Below are 24817 nucleotides of genomic sequence, written 5' to 3' on the forward strand. Positions count from 1 at the left end.
AGCCCCGCCCGATGATGCTCCGAGTTGACGTGGTCGAGGACACTCCGATGAAAAACCCTCGGGCGGCGAGGATGCCCCGATGGCTGGCTTTGCTACCCATAATGATGGCCGCGAATGCGATGTTCGCCGGCTGCGGTCAGTCCAACGAATCGCACCGGACGACCCGCGACCCCACCACTCCACGCTCCGCCACGGACGCTCCGAGCCGTGTCGGCCCTCCCCAAAAGATCGCGACCCATTAACAGTGACTGGTCCATGAACGATCGACGCAAGTCTGCTGGAGATAAGGGCGGCGAGAGCACTTTCGTGATGCCCAACGATGACCGCCCGCTCGTGGCCCTGACGCTCGGTGACGTCGCCGGGATTGGCCCCGAGGTCGTCGCTCGGGCCTGGGGCGATACGCCGCTCCGTGCCCTGGCCCGCCCTTTCGTCGTCGGGAGCCGAACGGTCCTCGAGCGAGCCCTGGATCGCGTGGGCTGCCGCGCCGAGATCCAGGAGATCCAGAACCCCGAGGATGCCCAGCCGACTGCCAAGGTGATCCCCTGCCTCGAAGGGACGAGCATCGACGTTTCGAGCGTACGGATGGGGCGCGTTGACCCCCGCGCGGGGAAGGCGGCCTACGACTATCTCGCCAAGGCGGTCGACCTGGCCCTGGCGGGGCGGATCGACGCGATCACGACGCTCCCCCTGAACAAGGAAGCCCTGCACGCCGGAGGCGTGGATCATCCGGGGCATACGGAGATCCTCGCCGAGCGTTGCGGTGTCAAAGACCACGCCATGATGCTCTACGTCGGCCCGCCCGTCGGCGCGGGGGACGCGGGGCTCGGCGTGGTCCACGTTACCTTGCATGTGGCCCTACGACGCGTCTTCGACCTGATCACCGAGGAATCCGTCAAATCGAAGATCGCACTCGCCGATCAGGCCCTGCTCCCGCTGACTGGCGGGAGGAAGCCTCGCGTCGCGGTCGCGGCCCTGAATCCCCACGCCGGCGAGGGGGGCCTCTTCGGGGACGAGGAAACGCGCATCATCGAGCCGGCCGTGGCCCGGGCCCGCGCCGCAGGGATCGACGTGACGGGGCCCATCGCCAGCGACACCCTCTTCAATCGAGCCATTCAGGGGGAATTCGATGCCGTGGTCGCTATGTACCACGACCAGGGACACGTCGCCCTGAAGACGGTCGGATTCGACCGGGCCGTGAATGTGACCCTGGGGCTGCCCATCATCCGCACGAGCGTGGCCCATGGCACGGCCTATGACATCGCCGGGAACGGGACAGCCGAGACCTCGAGTCTCATTGAGGCCGTGCGCGTCGCCGCCAGGCTCGTCTGGGGCAACCGCCAACTGAAACTGAACCAATCGACGGCCTCGGCCACTTGAGGTCGGGCGAGTCGTCCGGCGTCCTATCGCCGGACGACTCGCACCTCCACCCAACGGGTCTCGATAGTTCCTGGCCAGATGGATCGGATGCTCGGTTCGGCCCAGCCCAAATGGGGGTTGGCCTTGAGGAGGAGCTTCATCTTCAGGGTGCCGGGACGCTCGATCGCGTCGATCGGGAATCCCTCGAAACTGGTGAGCTCGAAGCCTTGATGTTCGCTCTCCACCAACTTGGTGGCATCTTCGGTACTGAGGATGACCGAGCCCGATCGGAAGGTACCTTCGACACCTTCGAAGGCGACCTCGACTTGATGGGCCAGGTCGGAGGCGAGCGAAGGGGCGATCGAAATCATCGGTGGATTGCGGATCGCGAGTTCGTCGTTGAGCGAGAGATAGCGGGCGGGGGCCTCGTCGTCGGGCTCGACCTCGTTCAATCCCAACGCGCCGTTCATGGAGGCCACTCGCGCGGAATCGTGCTGGGCGAAGAGGGATTCGGGGGCGAGCCTGGGGTCGAACTCGAACTGGAAGGGCATGTGAGGTAGCTCGATCTCCCAAGACTCCGTCAGGCCAACGGTCCGGACCCGCACCTGGAGCACGAGCTTGTGCGGGCCGTTCGTCTCGAAGTCGGTGGGGATGAGCGTGAAGAGGTGCTCCTGGAGGCCAGTCCGCCAGGGTGAGAACTCCTCGAGTGCTGCGCGTCTTGCCCCTATGATCCGATGGGACCATTCCAGTTGTTCAGGGGAAATTCCCTGCCCTCCTTCTTCGAGGAACGGGATTCCGTAGGTCACCCGTATCGGCAAGGGGGCGTCGAGCGCCCGGGGGTAGCGGCGCCGGGCCTTCCAGTTGACCTGGAAACCGCGACGGACGAGGGCGATCTCCTCTTCTTTCACCAACTCGTCCTGGGCCCAGAGGCGGGCGAGGGCCTGGCCAGCGGCGTTTCGGATCCGTTCAGTCTCCCCCGTCCCGAGGATGCGGAAGAGGTCGATGACCCCGGCCCGGCCGAATTCGCTGGTCTGGAGGATCGCCGCCTCGTCGAGGTTATCTTCATACAGCCGGCCCACGGCCTTGCGTGCCCGCCAGGCGTGGTGGAGCTTGCGTCCGCCGCCGAAGAGGATGGACGTGGCGAGGAGGAGGAAGACCGCGTTGCGGGGCTCCGAGAGCCAGCGGGACCAGAACGATTGCTTCGTGGCGATGGGTCGACGACGCTGGACCTGTCGGGCCTGGGCCGTGGCAAGGGCCCCCAGGAATGCTGCGACTTGGGCGGCGGAAAACATCGTGCGTCGTTGGCTCCTCGAGCTCAGATCCCGGAACGCGAACGCGACTGTGGCTCCACGGCATCCGGCTTCTTCTCGGCCGGCTGCTCCGGGAGTTCCTCGATGATCGTCGGCTTCCGCATCCTTGGTCCACCTTCCAGTCCCAGGGCCTCACGCAGGTCGTCGACCGCATCCTGGACGTCATGCAGGTCGCGGTGGAGCGACTTCAACTCGGCCTGGACCTGTCTCAATGGGTCGTCGGCCCCCTGCTCGTCGGTGATGATCAGGAGGTTGTCTTCGGGGACGACCTTGTACGTCAGCCCGACCTGATCGAGCAGGAGCTTGAGACCGACCTTGAGCCGAACGCCTTCGAGGTCGAGTTCCACCGGGTCATCGGGCCTCACATCCTTTCGATGCAAGGCGGCCCGATCCAGCACGACCGGCGCCCGCAGGATCCGTCGGAGATGGGCACAGGCCTCCTCCAAACGGGTCGGGGTGCCGAACGGCAAGGTGAAGGGGCGCTCGAGGGCATCGACGACTGACGGGCCATGCTCGGTCGGGTGGTGGTGCGGAGCCGGGAGGTCGGGTTGGGTCGCGACGGCCCCTTCGATGATGGTTTTCGCTTCCCCGCCGTCCGAGACGACCGTCTTGGGCTGGTTCTGAACCTGATCCTGGCCCTGCTTGGGCTCGCGATGGGGGGCGTGGTCCTGGGCCTTGAGAGACAACCGAGCGGTCGCGACGACCGAGGTCGCCACGAGCATGAGGACGAGACCCGCTTTGATGCCTCTCATATCCGACGATCCTTAACGGCTCAGGGCCTTGATACCTGGACTTGTGGAGGATTCTATCGCAGATCGGCCGTTTCGTCTTCGGGTCGGTCCGGAGCCGGGATTCGGCCCGAGGCCAACGCGCTGTCGACCTCCGTCGGGCTTGGGAACCCGAACCGGAGCATGTCGAGTTCCAGGGCCGCCGCCGCCGCTGCTCTCTCGGCCGCGTTGCGGATCAGGCTTTCCTCGATGACCCCGGACCTCCAGCCGTGATCCAGGAGTGTTCTGACGAGGGTTGACGCAAACGCTTCCCCGGCGCGGTTCGTATCTCGCGGAGGCAGTTCGCGAGGAAAAACCGGGACATGCACATGGCCCGGCTCTCCGGTCGGGCTCGTGAATCGAACTTCGGCCCCGTTCTCTCCGTCGGTGATCGAGAGGATCGAGACCCGCCAGGCGATTTGCTCGCGATTTGGGAGCCTTTCCCACTCATGGCGGTTGCAACTCAGGATGTCGATCTCGTCAGCGAACTCCGCGACCTGGCAAATCGGATCGGTCATGTTCCGCATTGTCGGGGCGAAGAAGCGGATGGCGGCGCCTTTGGCTCTTAGCGTCTGGGAGGCCAAGGTGTTGGGGAGCGCGGCGACGACCCTGAGGTCGCACGGTTCGTTGAGCCACCTCTCGGGCAAACTCCAGCGGGCGTGACATCCTCGAAAGCCGATGGGGAGCTTGTCGCCGAATCGGCCGCTCGTCACGAGCAAGGTCCAATCCGCCGGTTGCTCATCGAGCCGAGAAGGATGGTGTACGATCCCCAGGCTGGCGACCTCAGCCGCGATCGATCGGCTCATTGAATCGTTGTCGGATCCAAGGGCGCTAATTAGCTCTCCGCCGAATGCAGCCGCATAGCCGGCTCCCATACCGCCGAGATCGTCGTGCCAGGAGAGGCCTTCGACCGGAAGCTGATGAGGGCGTAAACCTTTTCCCAACGGTCCCGATATCTCGATCGTCCCGTTGGGTCCAGGCCAGTCATTAGGGAGGGACACGAGGATCTCGGAGCCGTTCGGGTCGACGAGCGTCAGGCCGTCCCCGAACTTCCAGGCTCCGTCCACGCTCTGATCGAGTGGGGGACTGGATTGAGGATCGACGAGAGGACGGTCGACGTGGAGGACCCGGTCGAGATACGCGGGTCCGAAGACGAGGATGCGAGGTGCCATGCTGCCGATCGTTCCGCTCCGACCCACGTATCGTTTGCTCCCGGAAACTGATTATACTGACGGGTACGAGGTGCGCCGAAGTTTCCGGGGTTTGACCGCGTGATATGGTCGGAGAGCGAGCAGCCCCGCCTGATGTGACAAGAGGTCGCACCGCGATTCGGGGATGGACGGATCCCCTTGCCAGTGTCGGGGAACCATCCCGGACGAATTTGACCATGATTGACCTCCCCGCAACAGATCTGCGGGGATGCCGGGCGATTTTCAAGGGTCTCCATCCGGGTGATGTAGGACTCGCCGGGACGTATTTACTTTGATTTCGAGGAGCAGGTCGTTGGCTTCGGACTTGGATACAACTGTTGAGTCGCTTGATCACCCGGTCGACAACGCCCCGGTCCGTTCCCTCGTCCACAAGGGATTGACGATCGAGGGCTACTCCCGCGCGGCGGTCCAGACCTACTGGCGGATCCCCGAATTGAAGCTGGGATTCGACCTGGGCGCTCAACCCTGGTCGTTCATGTCCACGCCGACCTGGTTCGTCTCCCACGCCCACCTCGACCACCTCGCCGCGCTCCCGGTCTACGTCGCCAGGCGTCGGATGATGAAGATGACGCCCCCGACCATCTATCTGCCGGCGGATGCGATCGAGGGGGTCGAGATGCTCCTCCGGGCGTTCCAGCGCCTCGACCGCGGTCGCCTGCCCGCGAAGCTCATCCCGGTCCAGCCCGACGACGAGATCGAGCTCTCGCGCGAGCTAGTGGTCAAGGCGTTCGCAACGAAGCACACGGTGCCTTCGCTCGGGTTCCTTGTCTGGGAACGGCGCAAGAAGCTGAAGCGGGAATACTCGCAGCTTTCGGGAGAGGAAATTCGCGATTTACGGCTCGCCGGCACGGAGGTCTCGTCGGAGATCCGCCTGCCCAAGGTCGCGTATCTTGGCGACACGGCACCGGCAGGGCTCGACGTGCTTCCCGAGATCTACAGGGCTGAGATCCTCATCATGGAGATGACGTTCGTCGCGCCCGGCGAACGTGCTTCAGTGATTCACAAATTTGGGCATACGCACCTCGACGATATCATCGCGCGGGCGGATCGCTTCGAAAACGAGGTGATCGTCGCCTCGCATTTCAGCACGAGGCTCCACCCCGATCAGATCCAGCGGATCGTCGACAAGCGACTCCCCGAGTCGCTCCACGGCCGCCTGAAAGTCTGGCTCTGAGGCTGGAGACTTCTGATCTCTGGGTCGAGGGAGTCAGACCTCGACCCAGACGTCGCCATCGCGGACCTCGCTGCGAAACCGATGCAGCGACTCGCCGCGGACCGTCGTGCAGCGCCCGCTCGAAAGCTTGAACCGCCAACGATGGAGGGGGCAGACGGCCTCGCCCTCCTCGATCCAGCCCATACCCATCGACCCATTGGCATGCGGACAGCGCCCGAAGAGGGCGTGAATCTCGCCATCGTGCTTGAAGATGGCGATCCGTAGCCCTTCGACTTCCACGGCCAGGCCCCGCCCCTCGACCACTTCCTCGTCCTTGCAGACCTTCACGAACTCAGCCATGAACCACAGCCCATCTCTCGTGCCCGGGGCGAAGTCACCATAAAAAAAACGAAGTGCCTAGGACTTGCGTCGGAGGTTTCCGCCCATGTAGAGTCTACAGCACGTGAGGCGCGTCGCTCCACCTCAGTCGGGCCGAGGAACTGGTCGAAGCATGTTAGTGCGACCTCTTGGGAGGCTCTGGCTTGCCGCCTTCGCCTTGGCCTTCAGCGGCTGCGACCTGGGAGGGCGTGCCTTGCCGGAGCTGGTCTGGGGCATCCACGGGACTCGCCCGGGCTGGTTGCACAAACCGCGAGTCGCGGCGTTTGACGCCCAGGATCATCTTTATCTCGCCGACCTGACGGATCGGATCCAGGTCTTCGACCGCGACGGGAAATTCATCCGGAGTTGGCGGACCCCCGACTTCAACGTGGACGGGCCGAGCGGCCTCACGATCGATCGCCTCGGACGTTTGCTGGTCGCGGACACGCATTTCTATCGCGTGCTCGTCTACTCGCCGGAAGGGGAGATCCTCTTCCAGATCGGCGACGGGGTCCAGGGGACCACGCCCGGCCGGTTCGGGTATCCGACGGACGTCGTCATCGATAAGGCCGGTAACTTTTACGTCGCGGATTACGGCGACAACGACCGGATCCAGGTCTTCTCCCCCAAGGGAGAGTGGCTCCGCGAATGGGGGGGGCATGGCTATGCCCTCGGCCAGTTCCTCAAGCCTCGCGCCCTCGCGATCGACGAGCAGGACCGTATCTATGTGGCAGATAGCTGCAACCACCGGATCCAGGTGTTCGACACGCAAGGGAAGCTGCTGAAGAGTTGGGGGACGAGGGGTTCGGCCCCCGGTCAGCTTTCGTATCCCTATGACCTGGCCCTCGGGCCCGATCATGTTTTGTACGTTTGCGAATACGGCAACCATCGCGTGCAGAAATTCACGCTCGATGGCCGGCCGCTGGGCGTCTGGGGACGCGCGGGGCGCGGCAAGGGGGAGTTGAACAACCCCTTCGCCTTGGCCGTCGATGGCAAAGGTGCCGTGTCGGTCATCGACTCGAACAATCATCGCGTGCAACGATTCCGCCTCTGATCGGTCGAGAGGCGCTGCGGGGAGGTTATGGCGACGATGCTCGGGAACCTCTCGATCACGGTGGGACGCCCCTGGTGGTTGATCCTCCTGCCACTGATCATCCCCCCATTGATTCTCGTCAGTTACCGGAGCCTCTCCGGGCTGGGGACCTTCCGGCGTGCGCTGGCGCTGCTCCTCCGGGCCGGCGTCATCACGTTGATCGTGCTGGCGCTGGCCGAGTTGCAAACAGTCCGGCGCAGCGATCGGCTCACGACGATGTTCCTGGTCGATGGGTCGCAGAGCGTCCCGCGAGAGCTCCAGGGGCCGTCGCTCGAGTACGTCTCGGCCGCGTCGAGGAAGCGTCGCAAGGATGACATGGCAGGCGTCATCGTCTTCGGCAAGGGGCCTCGGGTGGAGTCTCCTCCCGCCCCGACCGAACTCAACATCCTCGGGATCGAGAGCCAGATCGACCCCGAGTACACCGACCTCGCCTCGGCCATCAAGCTTGCCCTCGCGACCTTCCCCGAGGACACGGCCAGACGCATCGTCGTCCTCTCCGACGGCAACGAGAACCGCGGGAATGCGCTCGAGCAAGCGATCGCCGCCAAGAATCTCGGGATCCAGATCGATGTCGTCCCGCTCGAATACCACTACGACCGCGAAGTCTTGGTCGAAAAGGTCTCCATCCCCCCCGACGTGAAGAAGGGGGAGACCGTCAACATCAACGTGGTCATCCGGGCCAGCGAGCCGACCAGGGGGACGCTCCAGATCTTCCAGAAGTCCGACAATTACCGCGCCCCCGCCCCGGGCAACGAGAAGCCACAGCAGGTCGAGCTCCAGCGCGGGATCAACGTTTTCAACCTCAAGCAGCTCATCAACGAGACCAAGTTTTATACGTTCACCGCCGAGTTCGTCCCCGAGGAAAACAGCGGCGACCGTCGCGCCATCAACAACGTGGCCGAAGGATTCACTCATGCCCGAGGGACCGCCCAGGTCCTCCTGATCGAGGGTACGGCCGGCGAGCACGTCGAGTTGGTCAGGGCCCTGAGGGAGAAGAAGCTCGAGGTGACGACCCTGGTCGCCCCGAAGATCGACGGCTCTGGCGCGGTCGGCGGGGATCCGCTCCCGACAGATATCGCCCAACTGCAGGCCTATGACACGGTCATCCTGGCGAACGTCCCCAAGGACGCGTTCACCGAGTCCCAGCATCAACTCCTCGAGTCGAACGTCCGCGACATGGGGGCGGGCCTGGTGATGCTGGGAGGTCGCGAAAGCTTCGGCGCGGGGGGCTGGATGAACACCCCCGTCGAGAAGGCCCTACCCGTCGATATGCAGATCAAGGCGCTCAAGGTCCAGGGGATCGGCGCCATGGTCATGATCATGCACGCCAGCGAGATCGCTGAGGGCAACTACTGGCAGAAGGTCGTTTCCAAGGCGGCCCTCAACGCCCTCTCGACCTACGACTATGCGGGGATGCTCCACTGGGAAGGCCAGGAGGCCTGGCTCTTTACCCTGAGGCCGATCGGCGGCGGGCGTCCCACGATGCTTCGAGCCATCGATCGCATGACGCCCGGCGACATGCCCGACTTCGACCCCTCGCTCCAGATGGCCATGAAGGGCCTGATGGGTGTGAAGGATGCGATGACCCGGCATATCGTGATCATCAGCGACGGCGACCCGACGCCGCCGACTTCCCAGGTCATCAACCAACTCGCCGCCAACAAGATCACGGTGACGGCCGTCCTCACCGCCGCCCATGGCAACGACCTCGGCGCGTTCAGCGTGATGAGGAACCTGGCCAATCGGACGAAAGGCCGGTTCTACAACGTCACCAACCCGCGTGCCCTGCCTCGGATCTATCAGAAGGAGGCGCGGACGATCTCGCGTCCCTTGATCTTCGAGCAGGCCGCGCCCTGGGCCCCGAAGGTCAACTACCTGAGCGAGCCGGTCATCGGCCTGCCGGCGGAAGTCCCCCCGATCAACGGCCTCGTGCTGACGAGCCTCAAGGAGAACGAGCTGGTCGAGGCCCCCTTGACCTCTCCGCTCCCCGCGGGGCAAGTCAACCCGCTCCTCGCCCACTGGACGTATGGCCTCGGCCGCTCGGTCGCCTTCACGTCCGACGCCGGCCGCCGCTGGGCGAAGACCTGGCCCGACTGGGAAAGCTACTCCGCCTTCTGGTCTCAGGTCATCCGCTGGTCGATGCGGCCTGTCGACCCGGGGAACCTCACCCTGAACGTGCGCCGGGAGGAGGGCCGGATCAAGGTCGTCGTCGACGCCCTCGACAAGGAAAACCAGTTCCTCAACTTCCTCCAACTGCAAGGCAGCGTGCTGAGCCCCGACCTGAAGCGGTCGAGTCTGGAACTCGTCCAGACCGCCCCGGGCAAGTACGAGGCGACGATCGACAACGCCGAGCAGAGTGGCAATTACTTCGTGAACCTCGGATATCGAGGGGCCGAGGGGGTCCAGGGCTTCATCTCCTCGGGCGTCTCGGTGCCGTACTCGGACGAATACCGCGAGCTCCGCTCGAACCCGGCGAACCTCGAGACCATCGCGAGCCTGACCGATGGCGAGGTCGGTAGCTGGAAGTTCCGCCAGGACGGCCGCACGGATCTGCAACGCACGGTCGACTCGGTCGACCACTTCCGCCGGGATCCGCTCCTGATGAATCCGAGAGCCTTCGCAGACCTCTGGCCGACGCTCCTCTGGCTCTCGGCCTTCCTCTTCCTCGGAGACGTGGCCGTCCGGCGTGTCGCCCCCGACTTCGATCGGATGCGCAAGTTGCTCTCCGACCAGTGGAAGAAGCTGCGAGGCCAGGAAGTGGCACCGCGGGTCGAGTACATGGAGAAGCTCAAGGGCAAGAAGGCCGAGGTGAGCGAGCAACTCGATCGCTCCCGGTCGGCCACCCGATACGAGGCACCCCCGCCGGCCTCCGGCGAGGCCGTTACGAGCGGCGAGGAAGTCATCGAGGGCAAGCTCCCGACCGATGCGAGCCGACCGCCTCGCACGACCCCGGCCGGCCCCGGCCTCGGCCCCGACGCTCCCAAGGCCCCCGAGCCCGAGAGCTATACCAATCGACTGCTCAAGGCCAAGCAGCGCGTCTGGGAAGATCGGGACAAGAAGGAAGGGCAATCCTGATCCCGGACACATGCACCTGGTGTCATCTCAGTTTGAAGACGTCGGTCCAACTCGACTCACAAAGCCTCGAGACCGGCCAGCAACACACGGAACGCGACTCTCACGCTCCAGGTTCCGAATCAACAAGCGAGGACGATACGCGATGGCTACCGCCGATGCCGCCACGATGGAATCCCGGGCCGACGAGTTCCGGTCGGCCTACAGCAGCGTCAAGGGCGAGATCGCCAAGGTGATCGTGGGGCACGACGAGATCGTCCATGGCGTCCTCACCTGCCTCTTCGTCGGCGGTCACGCCCTGCTCGAAGGGGTCCCCGGCCTCGGCAAGACGCTCCTGGTTCGTACCCTGGCCGACGCGATCTCGCTCGATTTCAACCGGATCCAGTTCACCCCCGACCTGATGCCGGCCGACATCCTCGGCACGAACATCGTCATGGAAGGGCCGGACGGTCGCCGCGTGTTCGAGTTCCAGCGGGGGCCGATCTTCTCGCAGATCGTCCTGGCCGACGAAATCAACCGTGCGACCCCCAAGACCCAGTCGGCCCTGCTCGAAGCCATGCAGGAGCATTCGGTCACGGTCGGCGGCACGATCCACAAGCTCAAGCAGCCGTTCTTCGTGATGGCGACCCAGAACCCGATCGAGCAGGAAGGGACGTATCCGCTCCCCGAAGCCCAGCTCGACCGCTTCCTCTTCAAGCTCGTGGTTGGCTACTCGACGCGCGAGGAGCTGAACACGATCCTCGATCGCACAACCCGAGGGGAAAAACCCCAGGCCGCGAAGGTGATCGACGGCGAGACCCTGATCCGCATGCAGGCCCTGGCCCGCGAGGTCATCATCGCCCCCCACGTCCAGGATTACGCCGTTCGGCTGGCGTTGGCGACTCATCCGCAAGGCCCGTTCGCCACGGATGTCACCAACCAGTACATCCGCTGGGGGAGCAGCCCCCGCGGCGTGCAGACCCTCGTCCTGGCGGCAAAGGTCCGCGCCCTGCTCGACGGACGTTACAATGTGAGCTTCGAAGACCTGCGACGCGTGTATCTTCCGAGCCTCCGCCACCGCGTCCTGCTCAACTTCGAAGCCCAGGCCGAGGGGATCGAGCCGGATGACGTCCTGCTCAAGGTCCTCGACGCCGTGCCCGAGAAGGTCGAGCTCGCCGCGCCCGTGGCCAAGGCCGGCTGATCCACTGGAGGAAGTCGCAGGGCCAACGCCGAGGAGACTACACCATGCACGACATCTACAATCCGCCGCCGGCCCCCATCGCCTGGAACCCCCCCGAGTCCGAGAGGCTGGACCTCAAGACGGGGGACCTCGTCTGCTTGATCACCCTCTGCGCGACCCTCTTCATCGTCTCCATGGTCGCCTGGCAGGCGGAGACGACCGTCGCACTGATCACGGCGATGGGGGGGACGCTCGTGATCCTCGAGAGTTGGTTCACCGCACTCGGGTTCCTGCAGAGGCGGCACTCGCTCGGGCTCAGGGCACGCTGGACGATCTTCCTGGCGGCACTCGTCCCCTGGCTGATCGGCCTGGGGATCACCACCGTCTTGATGCTCGTGCTCTTTTATGTGTCGGACTGGGCGGGCTAATCGTCCCGGAGGCTGCTGATGAGGCAACAACGCTGGTCGTTCTCGGTCGTCATGACCTTGATCGCGATCCTGGCCGTGGACCTCCTCGCCTACGTGAACGCGGGCGAGCTTTGGGCAAGCCTCATTTTCAGCATCTCGTTTTTTTCGCTCATCGTCGCCACCATCGGGGCGAAGTACGGCGAAGATCCCCTCAAGACTTTCTGGGGTGGATTCGCCATCACGGGATGGATCTACCTCTTGTTCAGTCTCGGCCCTGGGGCCGAGTTCGGAACTCGTACCCTGCTCTTCTCGACGAAGGTGATGGATCTCATCAGCTTCTGGGCGATAGGCGACATCGGGGTCAACCGCTTCAGCGTACGGCCGACCTCGTCGATGACCACCGGCTACTTGCAGGTCACGGCCCATTCCCAGGCCGCCTTTTTCCTCGCTTTGGCCGGGGGCGAGTTGGCTTGCTACTTCGCTCGAAATCGATGGGATCGGGCCGAGGCGGGCCCGGCGCAAGGCGCCGGACAACCTCTCGAGACGACGAACCGCGTTGCTTTCGCCGACAACGGCCTCCGGGAACCGACCGCACGATGAGCACGATCCAAACCCCCCTGCTCGACCCTGAGTTCCTGCACAGGCTCGAACAGCTCGAGTTGGTGAGCCGGAAGATCTTCGTCGGCCGCATGAAGGGCGAGCGCAAGAGCAAGCGGCGAGGTTCCTCGGTGGAGTTCGCGGACCACCGCAATTACTCCATCGGCGATGACCTCCGGCACATCGACTGGAACGTCTTCGGGCGGCTCGACAAGCTCTTCCTCAAACTCTTCCTCGAGGAAGAGGATCTGCACTTCTACACTCTCCTTGATACGAGCTTGTCGATGGACTTCGGCGACCCGACCAAGTTGCAATACGGCAAGCAGGTCGCCGCGGCCCTCTCGTTCATCGGCCTCGTCAATCACGACCGGGTCATGCTCGACACGTTCACATCGGGGCTTGCCACCGGGCTATCGAGCGTCCGCGGCCGTTCCCAGATGTATCGAGTCGTCCAGTACCTCGAGCAGCTCAAGGCCTCGGGGTCGAGCAACCTCACGGCTGCGGCCAAGTCGTTCGCGATCAAGCATTCGGGCAAGGGGATCGTGGTCGTCATCTCCGACTTCCTCGATAAGAATGGCTATGAAAACGCCCTCCGGTACCTGCTCGCCCGGAACATGGACATCTACGTCATCCACGTCTTGAGCCGCGAGGAGGTCGAGCCCGAACTCGTGGGGGACCTCCGCCTCGTCGACTGCGAGGATGACGACATCGCCGAGATCAGCGTCAGTGCCCCGCTGCTCAAGCGCTACAAGGACAACCTGAACGCGTTCGTCGGCGGGCTCAAGGAGTGGTGCACCCGGCGCGGGATCACCTACATCTTCACGACGAATCACAACCCGTTCGATAAACTGATCCTGAACTACCTCCGCCAGCGCGGCCTCGTGAAGTGACGATGGGCCCTGGTGTGACCCTGAAACTTGTTTCGTTGAGGATGGGCGGCGATGCTCAGCAATCTGAAAGACCCCTGGATCTTTTACGGGGTCTCCGCGGCCCTGGTTGCCTACCTGCTCTACACGATGATCCGCAAGCGCAAGGGCGAGCGACCGGGCACGCTGGAACCGGAGTCGGAACTTTAATCGTCCGTTCGTGAGTCATCCGAGGAATTGAGCCGAGGCCAACCGCACGAGTTGAGGTCGAAACGCCATGAATTGGGGCAGCCTGAGCCGTCTGAGTTTCCCCGTTCAGTTCGCCTCGCCGCTGAGCGGGATGGCCTGGGCGGCCCTGGCGGGCATCCCCGTGGGGATCATCGCCCTCTACTTCCTCAAGCTGCGTCGGCGGCCCGTGCAGGTCTCCAGTACCCTGCTCTGGAGGCGGAGCCTCGAAGACCTGCATGTGAATAGTCTGTTTCAACGGTTGCGGAAGAATCTGCTGCTCTTCCTGCAACTCCTCGCCGTCGGTCTCGCGATGTTGGCGCTCACAGGGCCGAGGATTCAGGGCACAACGACCCCCGGCCAGCGCTACGTCATCACGATCGACAACTCGGCCAGCATGTCGGCCACCGACATCAAGCCCAGCCGACTCGCCCGCGCCAAGGAGGATGCCAAGAAGGTCATCGCCTCGATGGAGTCGGACGACCTGGCCATGGTCATCGCTTTCTCCGACCGGGCCAAGGTTGTCTCCAACTACACGTCCGATCGGAACCTCCTCAATCGCCGGATCGATTCGATCGAGCCCAGCGAGTCCTCAACCTCGTTGCGCGAGGCCTTGCAGGTCGCAGCAGGCCTTGCGAACCCGTCCAAGCAGTATGGCGAAGGGGTGGTCGCCACCGCCGTGGTCCCGCCCAAGCTGATGATCTACACCGACGGCGGCTTCGCCGATGTTGAGGGGTTCAGCCTCGGCAACCTCGAGCCCGAGGTCGTCGTGATCGGGCCCCCGCCGCCGCCCGTCGGCACCCCCGGAGAAGCTCCCACCGCCCCGACGAGCGGGGAAAAGGGCAAGAACCCCTCCGACAACGTCGCGATCCTCGCGCTCCAAACACGACGCAACGACGAGCATCCGGATATGTACCAGGTCTTCGGCCGGGTGCATAACTACCGGGAGACGGAGGTCTCGACCGAAGCCCAGCTCTTCCGGCTCGATCCCAAGAAGCCGGGGCAGCCGGGGACTCTGGTCGACGCAATCGCCCTCAAACTTGGCCCTCAGGACGACCAGTCGTTTAAGTTCGACCTCCCCGACGCCGGCATGGCCGAGCTCGAGGTGCGCCTCACCGAGAAGGACTCGCTCGACCTCGACAACCACGCATTCGCCATCGTCGGGAACCCCAGGAAGGCCCAGGTCCTCCTGATCTCCTCGGGCAATCGCTACCTGGCCGATACCCTCAAGACTCCGACGGCGGTCGAACGCGCCGATGTCACGGTGCTGACACCGGAGGAGGCGAAGGCCGATCAGGTTGGCCGCGAGATCCGCGCCGGCCGCTTCGACCTCATCATTTATGACAATTTCCGCCCCGAGACGCCTCCGGAGGCGAATGCCCTCTATTTCGGAGTCCTACCCCCCGGCCCCGCCTACGCCAATGCCAAGCCCGTCGAACAGCCGGTGATCCTCGACTGGGATTCGGGGCATCCCCTGCTCCAATTCGTGCGCGACCTCACGACTGTGGCGATCCTCAAGGCGACGAGTGTCGAGCCGCCGCCGGGGTCGACGAAGCTGATCGAGAGCGATCGCGGGGCCCTTGCCTTCATCGCGCCCCGGCAGGGGTTCTCCGATGCCGTGGTCACATTCCCGCTCATGGACGGCGACAAGTTCAACACCAACTGGTATCGGAACATCAGCTTCCCCCTGTTCCTATTCAATAGCCTCCAGTTCCTCGGGAATGCTCGCGAGTCTTCGGGCGAGGATGTCCACCTCCCTGGACAGCCCGTGGTACTTCGGGCCGAGGGGGCGAAGGACAAGATCAAAGTCACATCACCCTCGGACAAGGTCGAGACGCTCTCGAGGACGCCGCAGGGGACGTACATCGACAACCAGACGGATCGGACGGGGATCTATCGGGCAAGCTGGGATCCGGAGGGGAATCTCGCATTCGCGGTGAATCAGTTCGACATGCGAGAGAGCGACCTGGCCACACGGGGGCTCGTCCCGGACGGGGTGCCCGCGACCTCCTCGCAGGCCGAGAACTACAAGATCAAGATCGGATATAACCCGGTGGCGGGGACGGCCCGGCCCAGGCCCGCCCGCAAGGATTGGTGGAAGCCATTGGCCGTCTTGGCTCTCGGGGTGTTGCTTTTGGAGTGGTACATCTATAATAAGCGGGTCTACATCTAGGCCGGCCTCTCCCGCTGCCTCCGCGCCCGCCGGAATTGTCCCCGCCCGGAGTCCGTATGCACCCCGTTCTCGCCGCCTTCCATTTCTCGCCGATCGACACGGTCATCATCGTCCTCTACATCGCCGGTTGCACGGGGCTGGGCGCCTGGATGGGCTCCAAGTCGAAGGAGCTCAAGGGCTACTTCCTCGGCGAGAGCAACATCCCCGCCTGGGCAGTGATGATCTCGATCGTCGCGACCGAGACGAGCACGGCGACCTTCCTGAGTGTGCCCGGGATCGCCTATCGGGGGGATTTCACGTATCTGCAACTGCCGCTCGGTTATCTCGTCGGGCGGTTCTTGGTGGCCTTTCTACTCCTCCCCTCGTATTTCCGCGGTGAGATCTTCACGGCATATGAGGTCTTGCAGAACCGGTTCGGTGGCGCGACCCGCACGACGGCCTCGATCCTCTTCCTGTTGACGCGCGTGCTGGCCGACGGCCTGCGGCTCTACCTCGCCGCCAGGGTGCTCCAGGTGATCACGGGGGGCTCGATCGAATTGTCGATCCTCGCGGTCGGGCTGACCACGATCGTCTACACGTTCCTCGGTGGGATGAAGGCGGTCATCTGGATCGACGTCATCCAGTTCCACATCTACATCATCGGCGCCCTGATCTCGCTCTCGATCCTCGTCGGCAAGCTGCCTGGGGGATGGCCGGAGCTCTGGTCGGTCGCGTCGGCCGCCCATAAATTCCGGATGTTCAACTTCGCCTTCGACCCCTCCAATGCCTTCACATTCTGGGCGGGGCTCTTCGGCGGAATGGTGCTGAACACCGCGACCCACGGCGCAGACCAGTTGATGGTCCAGCGCTATCTCTCGGCTCGATCTCAGGGGCAGGCCGCCGGAGCATTGATCGCCAGCGGATTCGTGGTCTTCGCCCAGTTCGCACTGTTCCTCTTGATCGGTGCCGGCCTCTTCGTCTTCTTCCGCGAATTCCCGCCGACCGACGTAGGGGGCAAGCTCGCCAAGGACCAGGAGTTTGCTTACTTCATCGTGCACAACCTCCGCACGCCGCTCCTGGGCATCGTCGTGGCTGCGATTTTCTCCGCCGCGATGGGGACGCTCTCGGGCTCGCTGAATGCCTCGGCGGCGACGACGGTGAATGACATCTATCGCCCGCTGGTTCCCAACGCCGAGGATCGCCACCTCCTGTGGGTGTCTCGAGGCCTGACCGCCGTCTGGGGTTTGGGGCAGATGGCGATGGCACTGGGAGCGACCCAACTCCAGGAGAACGTCGTCGTGAACGCCCTGGCAATCGCCTCGTTCACGACGGGGATCGTGCTGGGACTCTTCCTTCTCGGGATCTTCACCAAGGTCCCGCAGCCCGCCGCATTGGCCGGCCTGCTCGTCGGCCTGGCCGCCGTCTCGTTCGCCAAATTCGGGACGCAACTGGCATGGCCCTGGTATGCGTTGATCGGTTCGTCCACGGTCGTCTCGACGGGTGTCCTCGTCGACACCCTCTTCCTCGGCGGCGAGCCCTCCGCCGAGCCGAAGCCCGTCCTCGAATCGGAACTTTGATATGAGTTTCACCAGACTCGCATTCCTCGCCGCATCGTTGATGCTGGCCAACGCCTCGGTCCGCGCGGAGCCGCTCCCCGAGGTTAAGCCGGCGGAGGTTGGTCTCGACGCCTCGCGACTCGACGCCATCAAGGGTGCGGTGGCCGAGGCAATCGAGAAGAAGCAGGTGCCGGGGGCCGTCATCATGGTGACGCGCCACGGCAAGATCGCCTATCTCGTTGTGGCCGGTCAGAAGGTCGTGGAGCCGACCCCCGAGCCGTTGACGCGGGATACGATGTTCGACCTCGCATCGTTGACCAAGCCGATCTCCACGGCGACGTCGATCATGATCCTGGTCGATCAGGGCAGGCTGCACCTCGACGACACGCTGGCCAAACTCCTGCCCGAGTTCGACAACCACGGCAAGGGGGCGATCACCCTCGAGCAGTTGCTGCGGCATCGCACCGGGCTCATCGCCGACAATCCCATCGGCGACTTCAAGGACGGCCCGGCCGAGGCCTGGAAGAAGATCGCCGAACTGGACCTGCTGTCGAATCCCGGCGAGAAGTTCCTCTACAGCGACGTCAATTTCATGATCCTCGGCAAGATCGTCGAGCGCGTCTCGGGCAGCCCGCTCGACGAATTCGCCGCGGCCCATATTTTCAAGCCCCTCGGTATCGAGGCTCGCTTCCTCCCGACCGATCCGGCTCGGGCGGCTCCGACCGAGAAGTTCCAGGGTGCGTTGCTCCGGGGCGTCGTCCACGACCCGAGGGCCCGTGCGCTGGGCGGGGTCGCCGGGCACGCCGGCCTGTTCGGCACTGCCGATGACATTGCGATCTATGCTCAGATGATCCTCGACCTGGGCAAGACCCGAGACGGGCAAGTCATCCTCAAGCCCGAGACGGTCCGCGCCATGACGGATGCCGCCGACACCCCCGCTCGGCAACGTCGCGGGCTCGGGTGGGACGTGGATACTCCGTTCAGTTCGCTCCGCGGTCAGCGTTTCGGTCCCCGGAGCTTCGGGCATACGGGATTCACCGGCACGAGCCTCTGGATCGACCCCGAGACCGACATGGCGGTCGTCATCCTGTCGAGCCGGCTCCATCCCGACGGGCGGGCCGCATCCCCGTCGAAGCTTCGAGGCCAGGTCGCCACCATCGCGGCGGAGTCGATCACCGATCGTCCTGCCCCGCCGACTCCGGTTGTTGAATCGTCTGAAGGTCCTGTCGATACGGGCCTCGACGTCCTCGTCAAACAGGGGTTCGCACCCCTGAAAGGCAAGCGGGTCGGCCTCGTCACGAATCACACCGGCCTCGACAAGACTGGCAAGGCTGCGATCGATCTTCTTTTCGCCGCGCCTGACGTCCGCCTGGTCAAACTCTTCAGCCCGGAGCACGGAATCCGAGGCCTGCTCGATAAAGAGAATGTTGGCGACAGCAGGGACGAGAAGACTGGCCTGCCGATCCACAGCCTCTACCATGGCAAGACACGCAAGCCGAGCGCGGAGCAACTCGAAGGCCTCGACGTGCTCGTCTATGACATTCAAGATATCGGCGTTCGCTATTATACGTATATCAGCACGCTCGGGCTCGTTCTCGAGGCCGCCAGGGAAAAGGGGTTGGCGGTGATGGTCCTCGACCGCCCCAATCCCATCGGCGGACTCGCGGTCTCTGGACCTGTGCGTGACCCGGATCTGGCCTCGTTCATCGCCTACCACGAGTTGCCCGTGCGGCACGGCATGACCGTCGGCGAACTCGCCCGGCTCTACAACACCGAGCGCAAGATCGGGGCCGGCCTCACGGTCATCCCCTGCGAGGGCTGGCATCGCGGCGACCTCTACGACAAGACCGGCCTCCTCTGGGTGAACCCTTCGCCCAATATGCGGAGCCTCACGGAGGCCCTGATCTATCCCGGGATCGGCCTGCTCGAGGCGACCAACCTGGCCACCGGTCGGGGGACCGATACGCCGTTCGAGCGAGTCGGGGCTCCCTGGATCGACCCGCGTGCCTTCGCCTCGTATCTGAACGCTCAGAACATCCCCGGAGCCAGGTTCCTGCCGGTCCGATTCTCCCCCAAGGAGCGTCAGTACGCGGGCCAGGATTGCGGTGGCGTGCTCATTTCGATCTCGGACTGGAGCCGGTTCGACCCGGTCCACCTCGGGATCTCATTCGCGGCCGCTCTGCACCATATGTATCCCAAGGAATGGAAGCCCGAGGGGATGCTCAAGCTCATGACCGACCGGGCGACCCAGATGGCCCTCATCGAAGGAAAATCCGCAGTCGAGATCGAACGGCTCTGGGAGGCCGAACTCGAGGCCTTCAAGGCCGTGCGAGTCAAATATCTTCTCTACCCCTGAGAGATCTCGAAGTCTTCAAGTCGATCGACAGACGTTTATTCCTCGCGTTGGAGCTTGCCGACAGGCCATGGCGATCGAAGACCACCTGCTGACCGAGGCGAGGAATCCCCTCTCCGATACGCTCGACCGCATGAGCGCGTCGGAGATCGTCGCGCTCATGAATGACGAAGATGCCAAGGTCGTCGTCGCGGTCCGTGCCGAGGCCGCGGCAATCGCCCAGGCCATCGATTGGACCGCCGATCGATTCCGCCGCGGCGGCCGCCTGATCTACACCGGCGCGGGGACGTCGGGCAGGCTCGGTGTCCTGGATGCATCGGAATGTCCTCCCACCTTCAGCACGTCGCCCGACATGGTCATCGGCGTGATTGCGGGCGGCCAGACGGCCCTGACGCGTGCGATTGAAGGGGCCGAGGACAACTCCGCGCAAGGGGCCGAGGATCTGCGAGTCCTGAACCTGAAGGCGGACGATCTGGTGGTCGGCATCGCCACGTCGGGTCGGACTCCGTATGTGCTCGGTGCCGTCGAGTACGCCCGCAGCCTGGGATGTGCCACCGTCGGCATCGCCTGCAATCGGCCGAGCCTCCTTGGCGCCGTGGTGGACCTGGAGATTGCGATCCAGGTCGGGCCCGAAGTCCTCGCAGGCTCCACCAGGCTCAAGGCGGGTACTGCCACCAAGCTCGTCCTGAACATGATCACGACGGGAGCGATGGTCCGGATCGGCAAGACGCTCGGCAATCGGATGGTCGACCTGCGCCCGACGAATGAGAAGCTCCGACTCCGAACGCGCCGAATGCTCCGCGAGTTGGCGGGCCTCGATGATGACGCGGCGGTTCAACTCCTCGCCCGATGCGACGGTCAACTCAAGGTCGCACTCGTCGCGGCCCTTGCTGGGGTCAAGCCCGATGAGGCGAAACGACGCATGGAGACATATGGTGGCCAGGTTGGCGCGGCGGTCCGGGGTGAGTCCGCGTCGGAGGAAGAGGCGTGAAGACTCCCATGCTGCTCGGCATCGATGGGGGTGGGACGAGCACCGTCGCACTCCTCGCCGACCTCGACGGGACCGTGCTCGCGTCGGGACGATCGGGCCCTTCCAACTGCCGGGCGATCGGGATGAAGCCCGCCCTGGAGGCCCTGGATCAAGCGATCGCCCTGGCCTTCGCCAAGCTTGACGAACCAGTTCGGAGCCTGGAATGTGCCTGCCTCGGATTGGCCGGATTCGGCCGCCCGGAGGAGCAGGCGACCCTTCGCGAATGGGCCGATCAAAGAGGGCTGACGAGGAAGCTGTTGACGATCACCGACGGCGATCTCGTCGTCGCCGCGGGGACGAGCGAGGGCTGGGGCGTCGGCGTGATCGCGGGGACCGGCTCGATCGCAGTCGGCCGCAATCGCGAGGGGCAATCGTCGCGGTCGGGTGGCTGGGGCCCGCTCCTCGGCGACGAAGGGAGCGCCTATCGGGTCGTCCTGGATGCCTTACGACGCATCGCTCGACGAGCCGATGGACGCGAAAGGACCGGGAGTCAGCCCGATATCCTGACCAGGCACTTTTTCGAAGCTCTTGACCTCTCCGAAGCGAGCGGCCTCGTCCCCGCGGTCTACGGTCCCGGCGTGGACCGCACCATCATCGCGGGATGGGCCCCGATCGTTCTCGCGGCCGCGGCCGAGGATCTTAGCGTTGCCGCAGACCTGCTCGACCCGGCGGGTCGCGATCTCGGTGACATGGTGATGGCCGTGGCCCGGTCGTTGGGTATCGTCGAGGGCAAACTTCCTCTCGCCCTCGCGGGTGGTTTCCTGCTCTCGGCTCGTCAGGTCGAGTCCAGTCTCGTCGAGCACCTACGAAACCACGCCTACGAGCCCGAACCCGTTCGAGTCACCGAACCCGCCGAGGGGGCCGTGATCCTGGCTCGTCGTGCGCTCTGAAGACGGGCTGCGGATCCTCGCTCTCCCGCAAAAGCAGGCGAATGAGGATCCGCTCGCAAACGACTCAGCCCATCAGGATGTCAGGACCGAGTCGGTCGACTCCTGGAGCCGGACGCGGGGCATGGCGTCGGCCTGGGTCGGGTTCGGTCCGACGGCTCGAAGGACGAACCGGCCGATTTCGGGGACGCAGCCGATGCGGATCGGGTGCTTGGCCGCGATCCCCTGCCCTACGTGCAGCAAGGTCGAGCCGGTGCGGAAGAAGCCGCGGTCGAAATGCCGCGAGTACATGCTGGGCATGAACACGGGGCCGACGAACGGCAATCGAATCTGGCCGCCGTGGTTGTGGCCTGAGAGCATCAGGTCGATGCCACCCTTCACCGCTCGATAGAAGAAGTCGGGCGAGTGGCTCAGCAGGAGCTTGAAGTCGGCATTGGGTGCCTCGGAGAGGTCGAGCCTCGGCCCCCAGGGGTACGAGGTCCCGCCGATACCGAGCGTCTTGCCGGCGATCTCCAACTCGGTCCAGCGGCCCTCCAGGTCGGTGAAGCCGGCTTTTTCGAGCTCGATGCTGACCCGGCGATGATCCTGGTCGTAGTCGTGGTTGCCGAGGATCGAATACGTCCCGAGCTTCCCTTCGACGGTAGACATCAAGGGGACGATCCAGTCGATCACCGCGTCGTCGTCGATGAGGTCGCCGGTGAAGAGGAGGAGGTCCGACTCCCACTTCTTCGCCTCTTCGCAGATCAGCTCGAAGAAGCGGCGATCGTAGCAGGGGGCGAAGTGGAGGTCGGTGAGTTGGAGGATGCTGAGCCCGTCCCACTCCCTCGGGAGCGACGGCAGGAGGATCTCCCACTCCCGCTTGCAGACCCGGAGCGACTCATTGCCCGGGATGCGGAGGATCCAGGCATGCTTCCCTTCGCCGATGAGGTTGTCCTTGCCATGCTGTTCGGCGAAGTTGACTTCCTCGACCCGCTCGCTGATATCGAGCGGAAGACGCCTAGAAAAGCGCAAAAGGGAGGTCGCCGGGATACCTATCAGCGCGACGCACAGGCAGACGACTGCATAGACACGCGGCAGGACATGCCAGGACGTCCAGACGTGCTGAGTGGTGGCGTAGACGAACCCGAGGCTGCCGAGCACGAGGACGGCGAGCGCCCCGATTTTCACGTAGGACATGCGTTCGTCCGACATCCCGAGGGCGTGGACGACGTTCACGAACACGACCATCACGCCGAGGTGCCCGACGAGGATGAAGGCGAGCCAGAGCCAATCAAGAGCCATGAGCTTGGACCTCGGTCGTGGCCCGACTCTCCGCGTCCTGACCTTCCTGATCGGCGTTGCTTACCTGGGCCGTTGCAATGGTTGAGGTAGCGGAAGCGGCCGATGCCGCGTCTCCCGTCGGCCGGAGCGCCTGCTCCACGGCCTCCATCAAGCGGTCGGCCCGGAAGGGCTTATAAAGCACGGTCTGAAGTCCCTCTTGGCGAGCCTTGACGATGGAGTGGGACGAATCCCACCCGAATCCGGTCATGAGGATGATGGGAACACCCGGCTGCACCTCCCGTAGCTTGCAGAAGGTGGCGTAACCGTCGAGGTCAGGAAGGCGAATGTCGACGAGCGCTGCGGAGTATGGGGTTTGCCGGGCCAGGGCGATCGCCTCGTGGGCGTCGCGAGCCGTCTCCACGGTGGCCCCTTCTCCACCGAGCAAATGGTGGGCCGAACGGCGGATCGCCTCGTCGGCGTCGACCACGAGCAGACGGGTCCCCGCCAGCCTGGGCGCTGGCCTGGGCGTACTACGCTTGGGCTCGGGGGCGATGGTCGAGCCGACCTTCTGAATCAGGCTGCGGATCTCGCGGGCCCGGATGAGGAGGTGGCGGAGGCGGGCGATGATGTCGTCGTCGTGCCCCGCATAGCGATCAAGGACGGTTGTGGCATCGCTGAGGATGTCGTCGAGCGGCAGGGCCAGCTCGCGGCTGATCGCCTCGACCGAGGCCGTCGCGGCGCTGAATTTCTCGGCCTGGAGGAGCTCCAGCGTGTTCAGGGCCGAGGCCACATTGCGGGCGTAGATCTCGAGGAACTGGCGATCGCGTTCGTCGAACGCATAGGCGTGGGCGTTCTCGACGTTCAGTGTGCCGATGACCGTGCCGTGATATGTCAGGGGCACGGTGAGGGAGCTGCGGGCGCCGGCGGCCCCTTCGAGGTAGAGGGGATCCTGCGCGGTGTCCCGGCAGAGATAGCTCTGGCCGGTTGCCGCAACGTAGCCGGTGACGCCGTTGTTTTCCTTGCGTGCGTAGAGTTCGCGATTCGCGGCGACGAAGGTCATCCCCTCGGTCAAGAGCGGGATGAGCCGCCCGGTCGGGCGATCGAGGAGTCGGATCTCGATGAAGTCGAGCCCGAGCAGATCCTTCATGTGCCGCGTGATATTGTACTTGAGGAGGTCCGTCCGCTCTTCGACCCCCATCTCCGAAAGCTCTTCCGGCGTAAGGTCGGCCAGTTCGTCCCCCGCCTTATGAATGGCGTTCACCTTGAGCTGCTGCTGCGTCTCGTCGGTGATGTCGCGCGTCAGGGCGATGAGCTGGCTGAGGTTACCGCCGTGTTCGAAAACGGGCGTCACAGTCACGCGGAGGTAGCGGTTGGCCCCGATCCGGAGGACGGTGCTCGAGGGGAGCCGGGAGGCCACCGCATTGGTGAATGGGCAGGTCTCGCTACCGATGACCTCTGGGTTGCCCAGGGCCCGGTAGAACTTGCTGCCGACGGTCGTCACACTCGGGTCGGCCAGCGCGAGGAATTCGGGATTGGCCCAGGTGACGGCGAGGTCGGGATCGACCACGGCGACGCCGTCGGAGATGGCCTCGAGGACCTCGTCGGCCTGGATCAGAACCCCTGCTCGATGCACGGCGGCGAGCTGGCCCGTGTCGACGTAGACCCCCTCGAACGTCTTTTCGCGGAGCATGGCGAGGGCACGGCCCACCGACCGCACGGTCACGATCTCGTAGTCTTCCCCGAGGTGCGTGCGAGTGAGGAACGCCGGTTGGCCATCGCGTTCGATGACGAGAAGTCGAGGCTTATCAGCCAAACCTGTTGCCCCCGCGTCGCCCTGGTTCCCCGGCCGTCGCCCCTGGACTTCAGCGAAGCCCGGTTCCAATTTTACCATCGTACTCACACCCCCAACCCACGGCAAGCCGGCCCGCCTTAGGCGCCTGGAAATCGGCGCGATATACCCTCAAAATCCTCGATTTGTTCAAACA

At 64.4% G+C, this 24817-nt stretch carries 20 protein-coding genes; 14 read left to right on the forward strand and 6 right to left on the reverse strand.

Annotated features, from left to right (window positions below; all coding sequences use genetic code 11):
* Nucleotides 1–309: 309 nt before the first annotated feature.
* Nucleotides 310–1377: a 4-hydroxythreonine-4-phosphate dehydrogenase PdxA gene (gene pdxA / locus ACOYYX_RS29065; RefSeq protein WP_422926209.1), complete on the forward strand. Its 1068-nt coding sequence runs from the start codon at nt 310–312 to the stop codon at nt 1375–1377.
* A gap of 23 nt (nt 1378–1400) precedes the next feature.
* Here the strand turns inward: pdxA and ACOYYX_RS29070 are convergent, their stop codons facing one another.
* The 3 genes from ACOYYX_RS29070 to ACOYYX_RS29080 are packed head-to-tail and all read right to left on the reverse strand — an operon-like array spanning nt 1401 to nt 4605.
* Nucleotides 1401–2648: a hypothetical protein gene (locus tag ACOYYX_RS29070; protein WP_422926210.1), complete on the reverse strand. Its 1248-nt coding sequence runs from the start codon at nt 2646–2648 to the stop codon at nt 1401–1403.
* A gap of 23 nt (nt 2649–2671) precedes the next feature.
* Nucleotides 2672–3418, reverse strand: a complete 747-nt coding sequence (locus ACOYYX_RS29075) for a hypothetical protein (protein ID WP_422926211.1) — start codon at nt 3416–3418, stop codon at nt 2672–2674.
* Nucleotides 3419–3471: 53 nt separating this feature from the next.
* Nucleotides 3472–4605, reverse strand: a complete 1134-nt coding sequence (locus ACOYYX_RS29080; RefSeq protein WP_422926212.1) for a PfkB family carbohydrate kinase — start codon at nt 4603–4605, stop codon at nt 3472–3474.
* A gap of 331 nt (nt 4606–4936) precedes the next feature.
* On the opposite strand from ACOYYX_RS29080, the gene ACOYYX_RS29085 reads away from it, so the two are divergent.
* Nucleotides 4937–5818: an MBL fold metallo-hydrolase gene (locus ACOYYX_RS29085; RefSeq protein WP_422926213.1), complete on the forward strand. Its 882-nt coding sequence runs from the start codon at nt 4937–4939 to the stop codon at nt 5816–5818.
* Nucleotides 5819–5851: 33 nt separating this feature from the next.
* Here the strand turns inward: ACOYYX_RS29085 and ACOYYX_RS29090 are convergent, their stop codons facing one another.
* Complete coding sequence (locus ACOYYX_RS29090) at nt 5852–6157, reverse strand: Rieske (2Fe-2S) protein (protein WP_422926214.1); 306 nt, start codon at nt 6155–6157, stop codon at nt 5852–5854.
* Nucleotides 6158–6308: 151 nt separating this feature from the next.
* Here ACOYYX_RS29090 and ACOYYX_RS29095 point away from each other — a divergent pair, with 151 nt between their 5' ends.
* The 12 genes from ACOYYX_RS29095 (at nt 6309) to ACOYYX_RS29150 (ending at nt 21575) form a co-directional block, all read left to right on the forward strand.
* The gene (locus ACOYYX_RS29095) at nt 6309–7229 is read left to right on the forward strand and encodes an NHL repeat-containing protein (RefSeq protein WP_422926215.1); all 921 of its coding nucleotides are present in this window, start codon (nt 6309–6311) and stop codon (nt 7227–7229) included.
* 27 nt (nt 7230–7256) lie between these two features.
* Entirely contained in the window at nt 7257–10343 is a 3087-nt protein-coding gene (locus ACOYYX_RS29100) for a glutamine amidotransferase (RefSeq protein ID WP_422926216.1), read from the forward strand.
* Nucleotides 10344–10485: 142 nt separating this feature from the next.
* Nucleotides 10486–11520, forward strand: a complete 1035-nt coding sequence (locus ACOYYX_RS29105) for an AAA family ATPase (RefSeq protein ID WP_422926217.1) — start codon at nt 10486–10488, stop codon at nt 11518–11520.
* Nucleotides 11521–11564: 44 nt separating this feature from the next.
* Nucleotides 11565–11927 (forward strand): hypothetical protein, encoded by a 363-nt coding sequence (locus ACOYYX_RS29110; RefSeq protein ID WP_422926218.1) that lies wholly within the window; start codon nt 11565–11567, stop codon nt 11925–11927.
* 18 nt (nt 11928–11945) lie between these two features.
* Nucleotides 11946–12506, forward strand: a complete 561-nt coding sequence (locus tag ACOYYX_RS29115) for a hypothetical protein (RefSeq protein ID WP_422926219.1) — start codon at nt 11946–11948, stop codon at nt 12504–12506.
* Nucleotides 12503–13393, forward strand: a complete 891-nt coding sequence (locus ACOYYX_RS29120) for a DUF58 domain-containing protein (protein ID WP_422926220.1) — start codon at nt 12503–12505, stop codon at nt 13391–13393. The genes ACOYYX_RS29115 and ACOYYX_RS29120 overlap by 4 nt, the downstream gene beginning before the upstream one ends.
* A gap of 51 nt (nt 13394–13444) precedes the next feature.
* A complete protein-coding gene (locus ACOYYX_RS29125; RefSeq protein WP_422926221.1) occupies nt 13445–13579 on the forward strand; it encodes a hypothetical protein in 135 nt (44 codons plus the stop codon).
* Nucleotides 13580–13646: 67 nt separating this feature from the next.
* Entirely contained in the window at nt 13647–15767 is a 2121-nt protein-coding gene (locus ACOYYX_RS29130) for a vWA domain-containing protein (RefSeq protein WP_422926222.1), read from the forward strand.
* 56 nt (nt 15768–15823) lie between these two features.
* Complete coding sequence (locus ACOYYX_RS29135) at nt 15824–17323, forward strand: sodium:solute symporter (RefSeq protein WP_422926223.1); 1500 nt, start codon at nt 15824–15826, stop codon at nt 17321–17323.
* Nucleotide 17324: 1 nt separating this feature from the next.
* Nucleotides 17325–19658, forward strand: coding sequence for an exo-beta-N-acetylmuramidase NamZ domain-containing protein (locus ACOYYX_RS29140; protein WP_422926224.1), 2334 nt, complete (start codon nt 17325–17327; stop codon nt 19656–19658).
* A 67-nt stretch (nt 19659–19725) separates the two neighbouring features.
* Nucleotides 19726–20646 carry an N-acetylmuramic acid 6-phosphate etherase gene (gene murQ, locus ACOYYX_RS29145; protein WP_422926225.1) on the forward strand — a complete coding sequence of 307 codons (921 nt, stop codon included), beginning with the start codon at nt 19726–19728 and terminating at the stop codon, nt 20644–20646.
* Nucleotides 20643–21575 (forward strand): N-acetylglucosamine kinase, encoded by a 933-nt coding sequence (locus tag ACOYYX_RS29150; RefSeq protein ID WP_422926226.1) that lies wholly within the window; start codon nt 20643–20645, stop codon nt 21573–21575. Before murQ ends, ACOYYX_RS29150 begins: the two co-directional genes overlap by 4 nt.
* Before the next feature lie 72 nt (nt 21576–21647).
* Here the strand turns inward: ACOYYX_RS29150 and ACOYYX_RS29155 are convergent, their stop codons facing one another.
* Nucleotides 21648–22853 carry a metallophosphoesterase gene (locus ACOYYX_RS29155; RefSeq protein WP_422926227.1) on the reverse strand — a complete coding sequence of 402 codons (1206 nt, stop codon included), beginning with the start codon at nt 22851–22853 and terminating at the stop codon, nt 21648–21650.
* A complete protein-coding gene (locus tag ACOYYX_RS29160) occupies nt 22843–24723 on the reverse strand; it encodes a response regulator (RefSeq protein WP_422926228.1) in 1881 nt (626 codons plus the stop codon). The genes ACOYYX_RS29155 and ACOYYX_RS29160 overlap by 11 nt, the downstream gene beginning before the upstream one ends.
* Nucleotides 24724–24817 lie beyond the last annotated feature (94 nt).

Origin of the sequence: Singulisphaera chitinilytica, assembly GCF_049331405.1 — a bacterium.
GTDB lineage: Bacteria > Planctomycetota > Planctomycetia > Isosphaerales > Isosphaeraceae > PoT.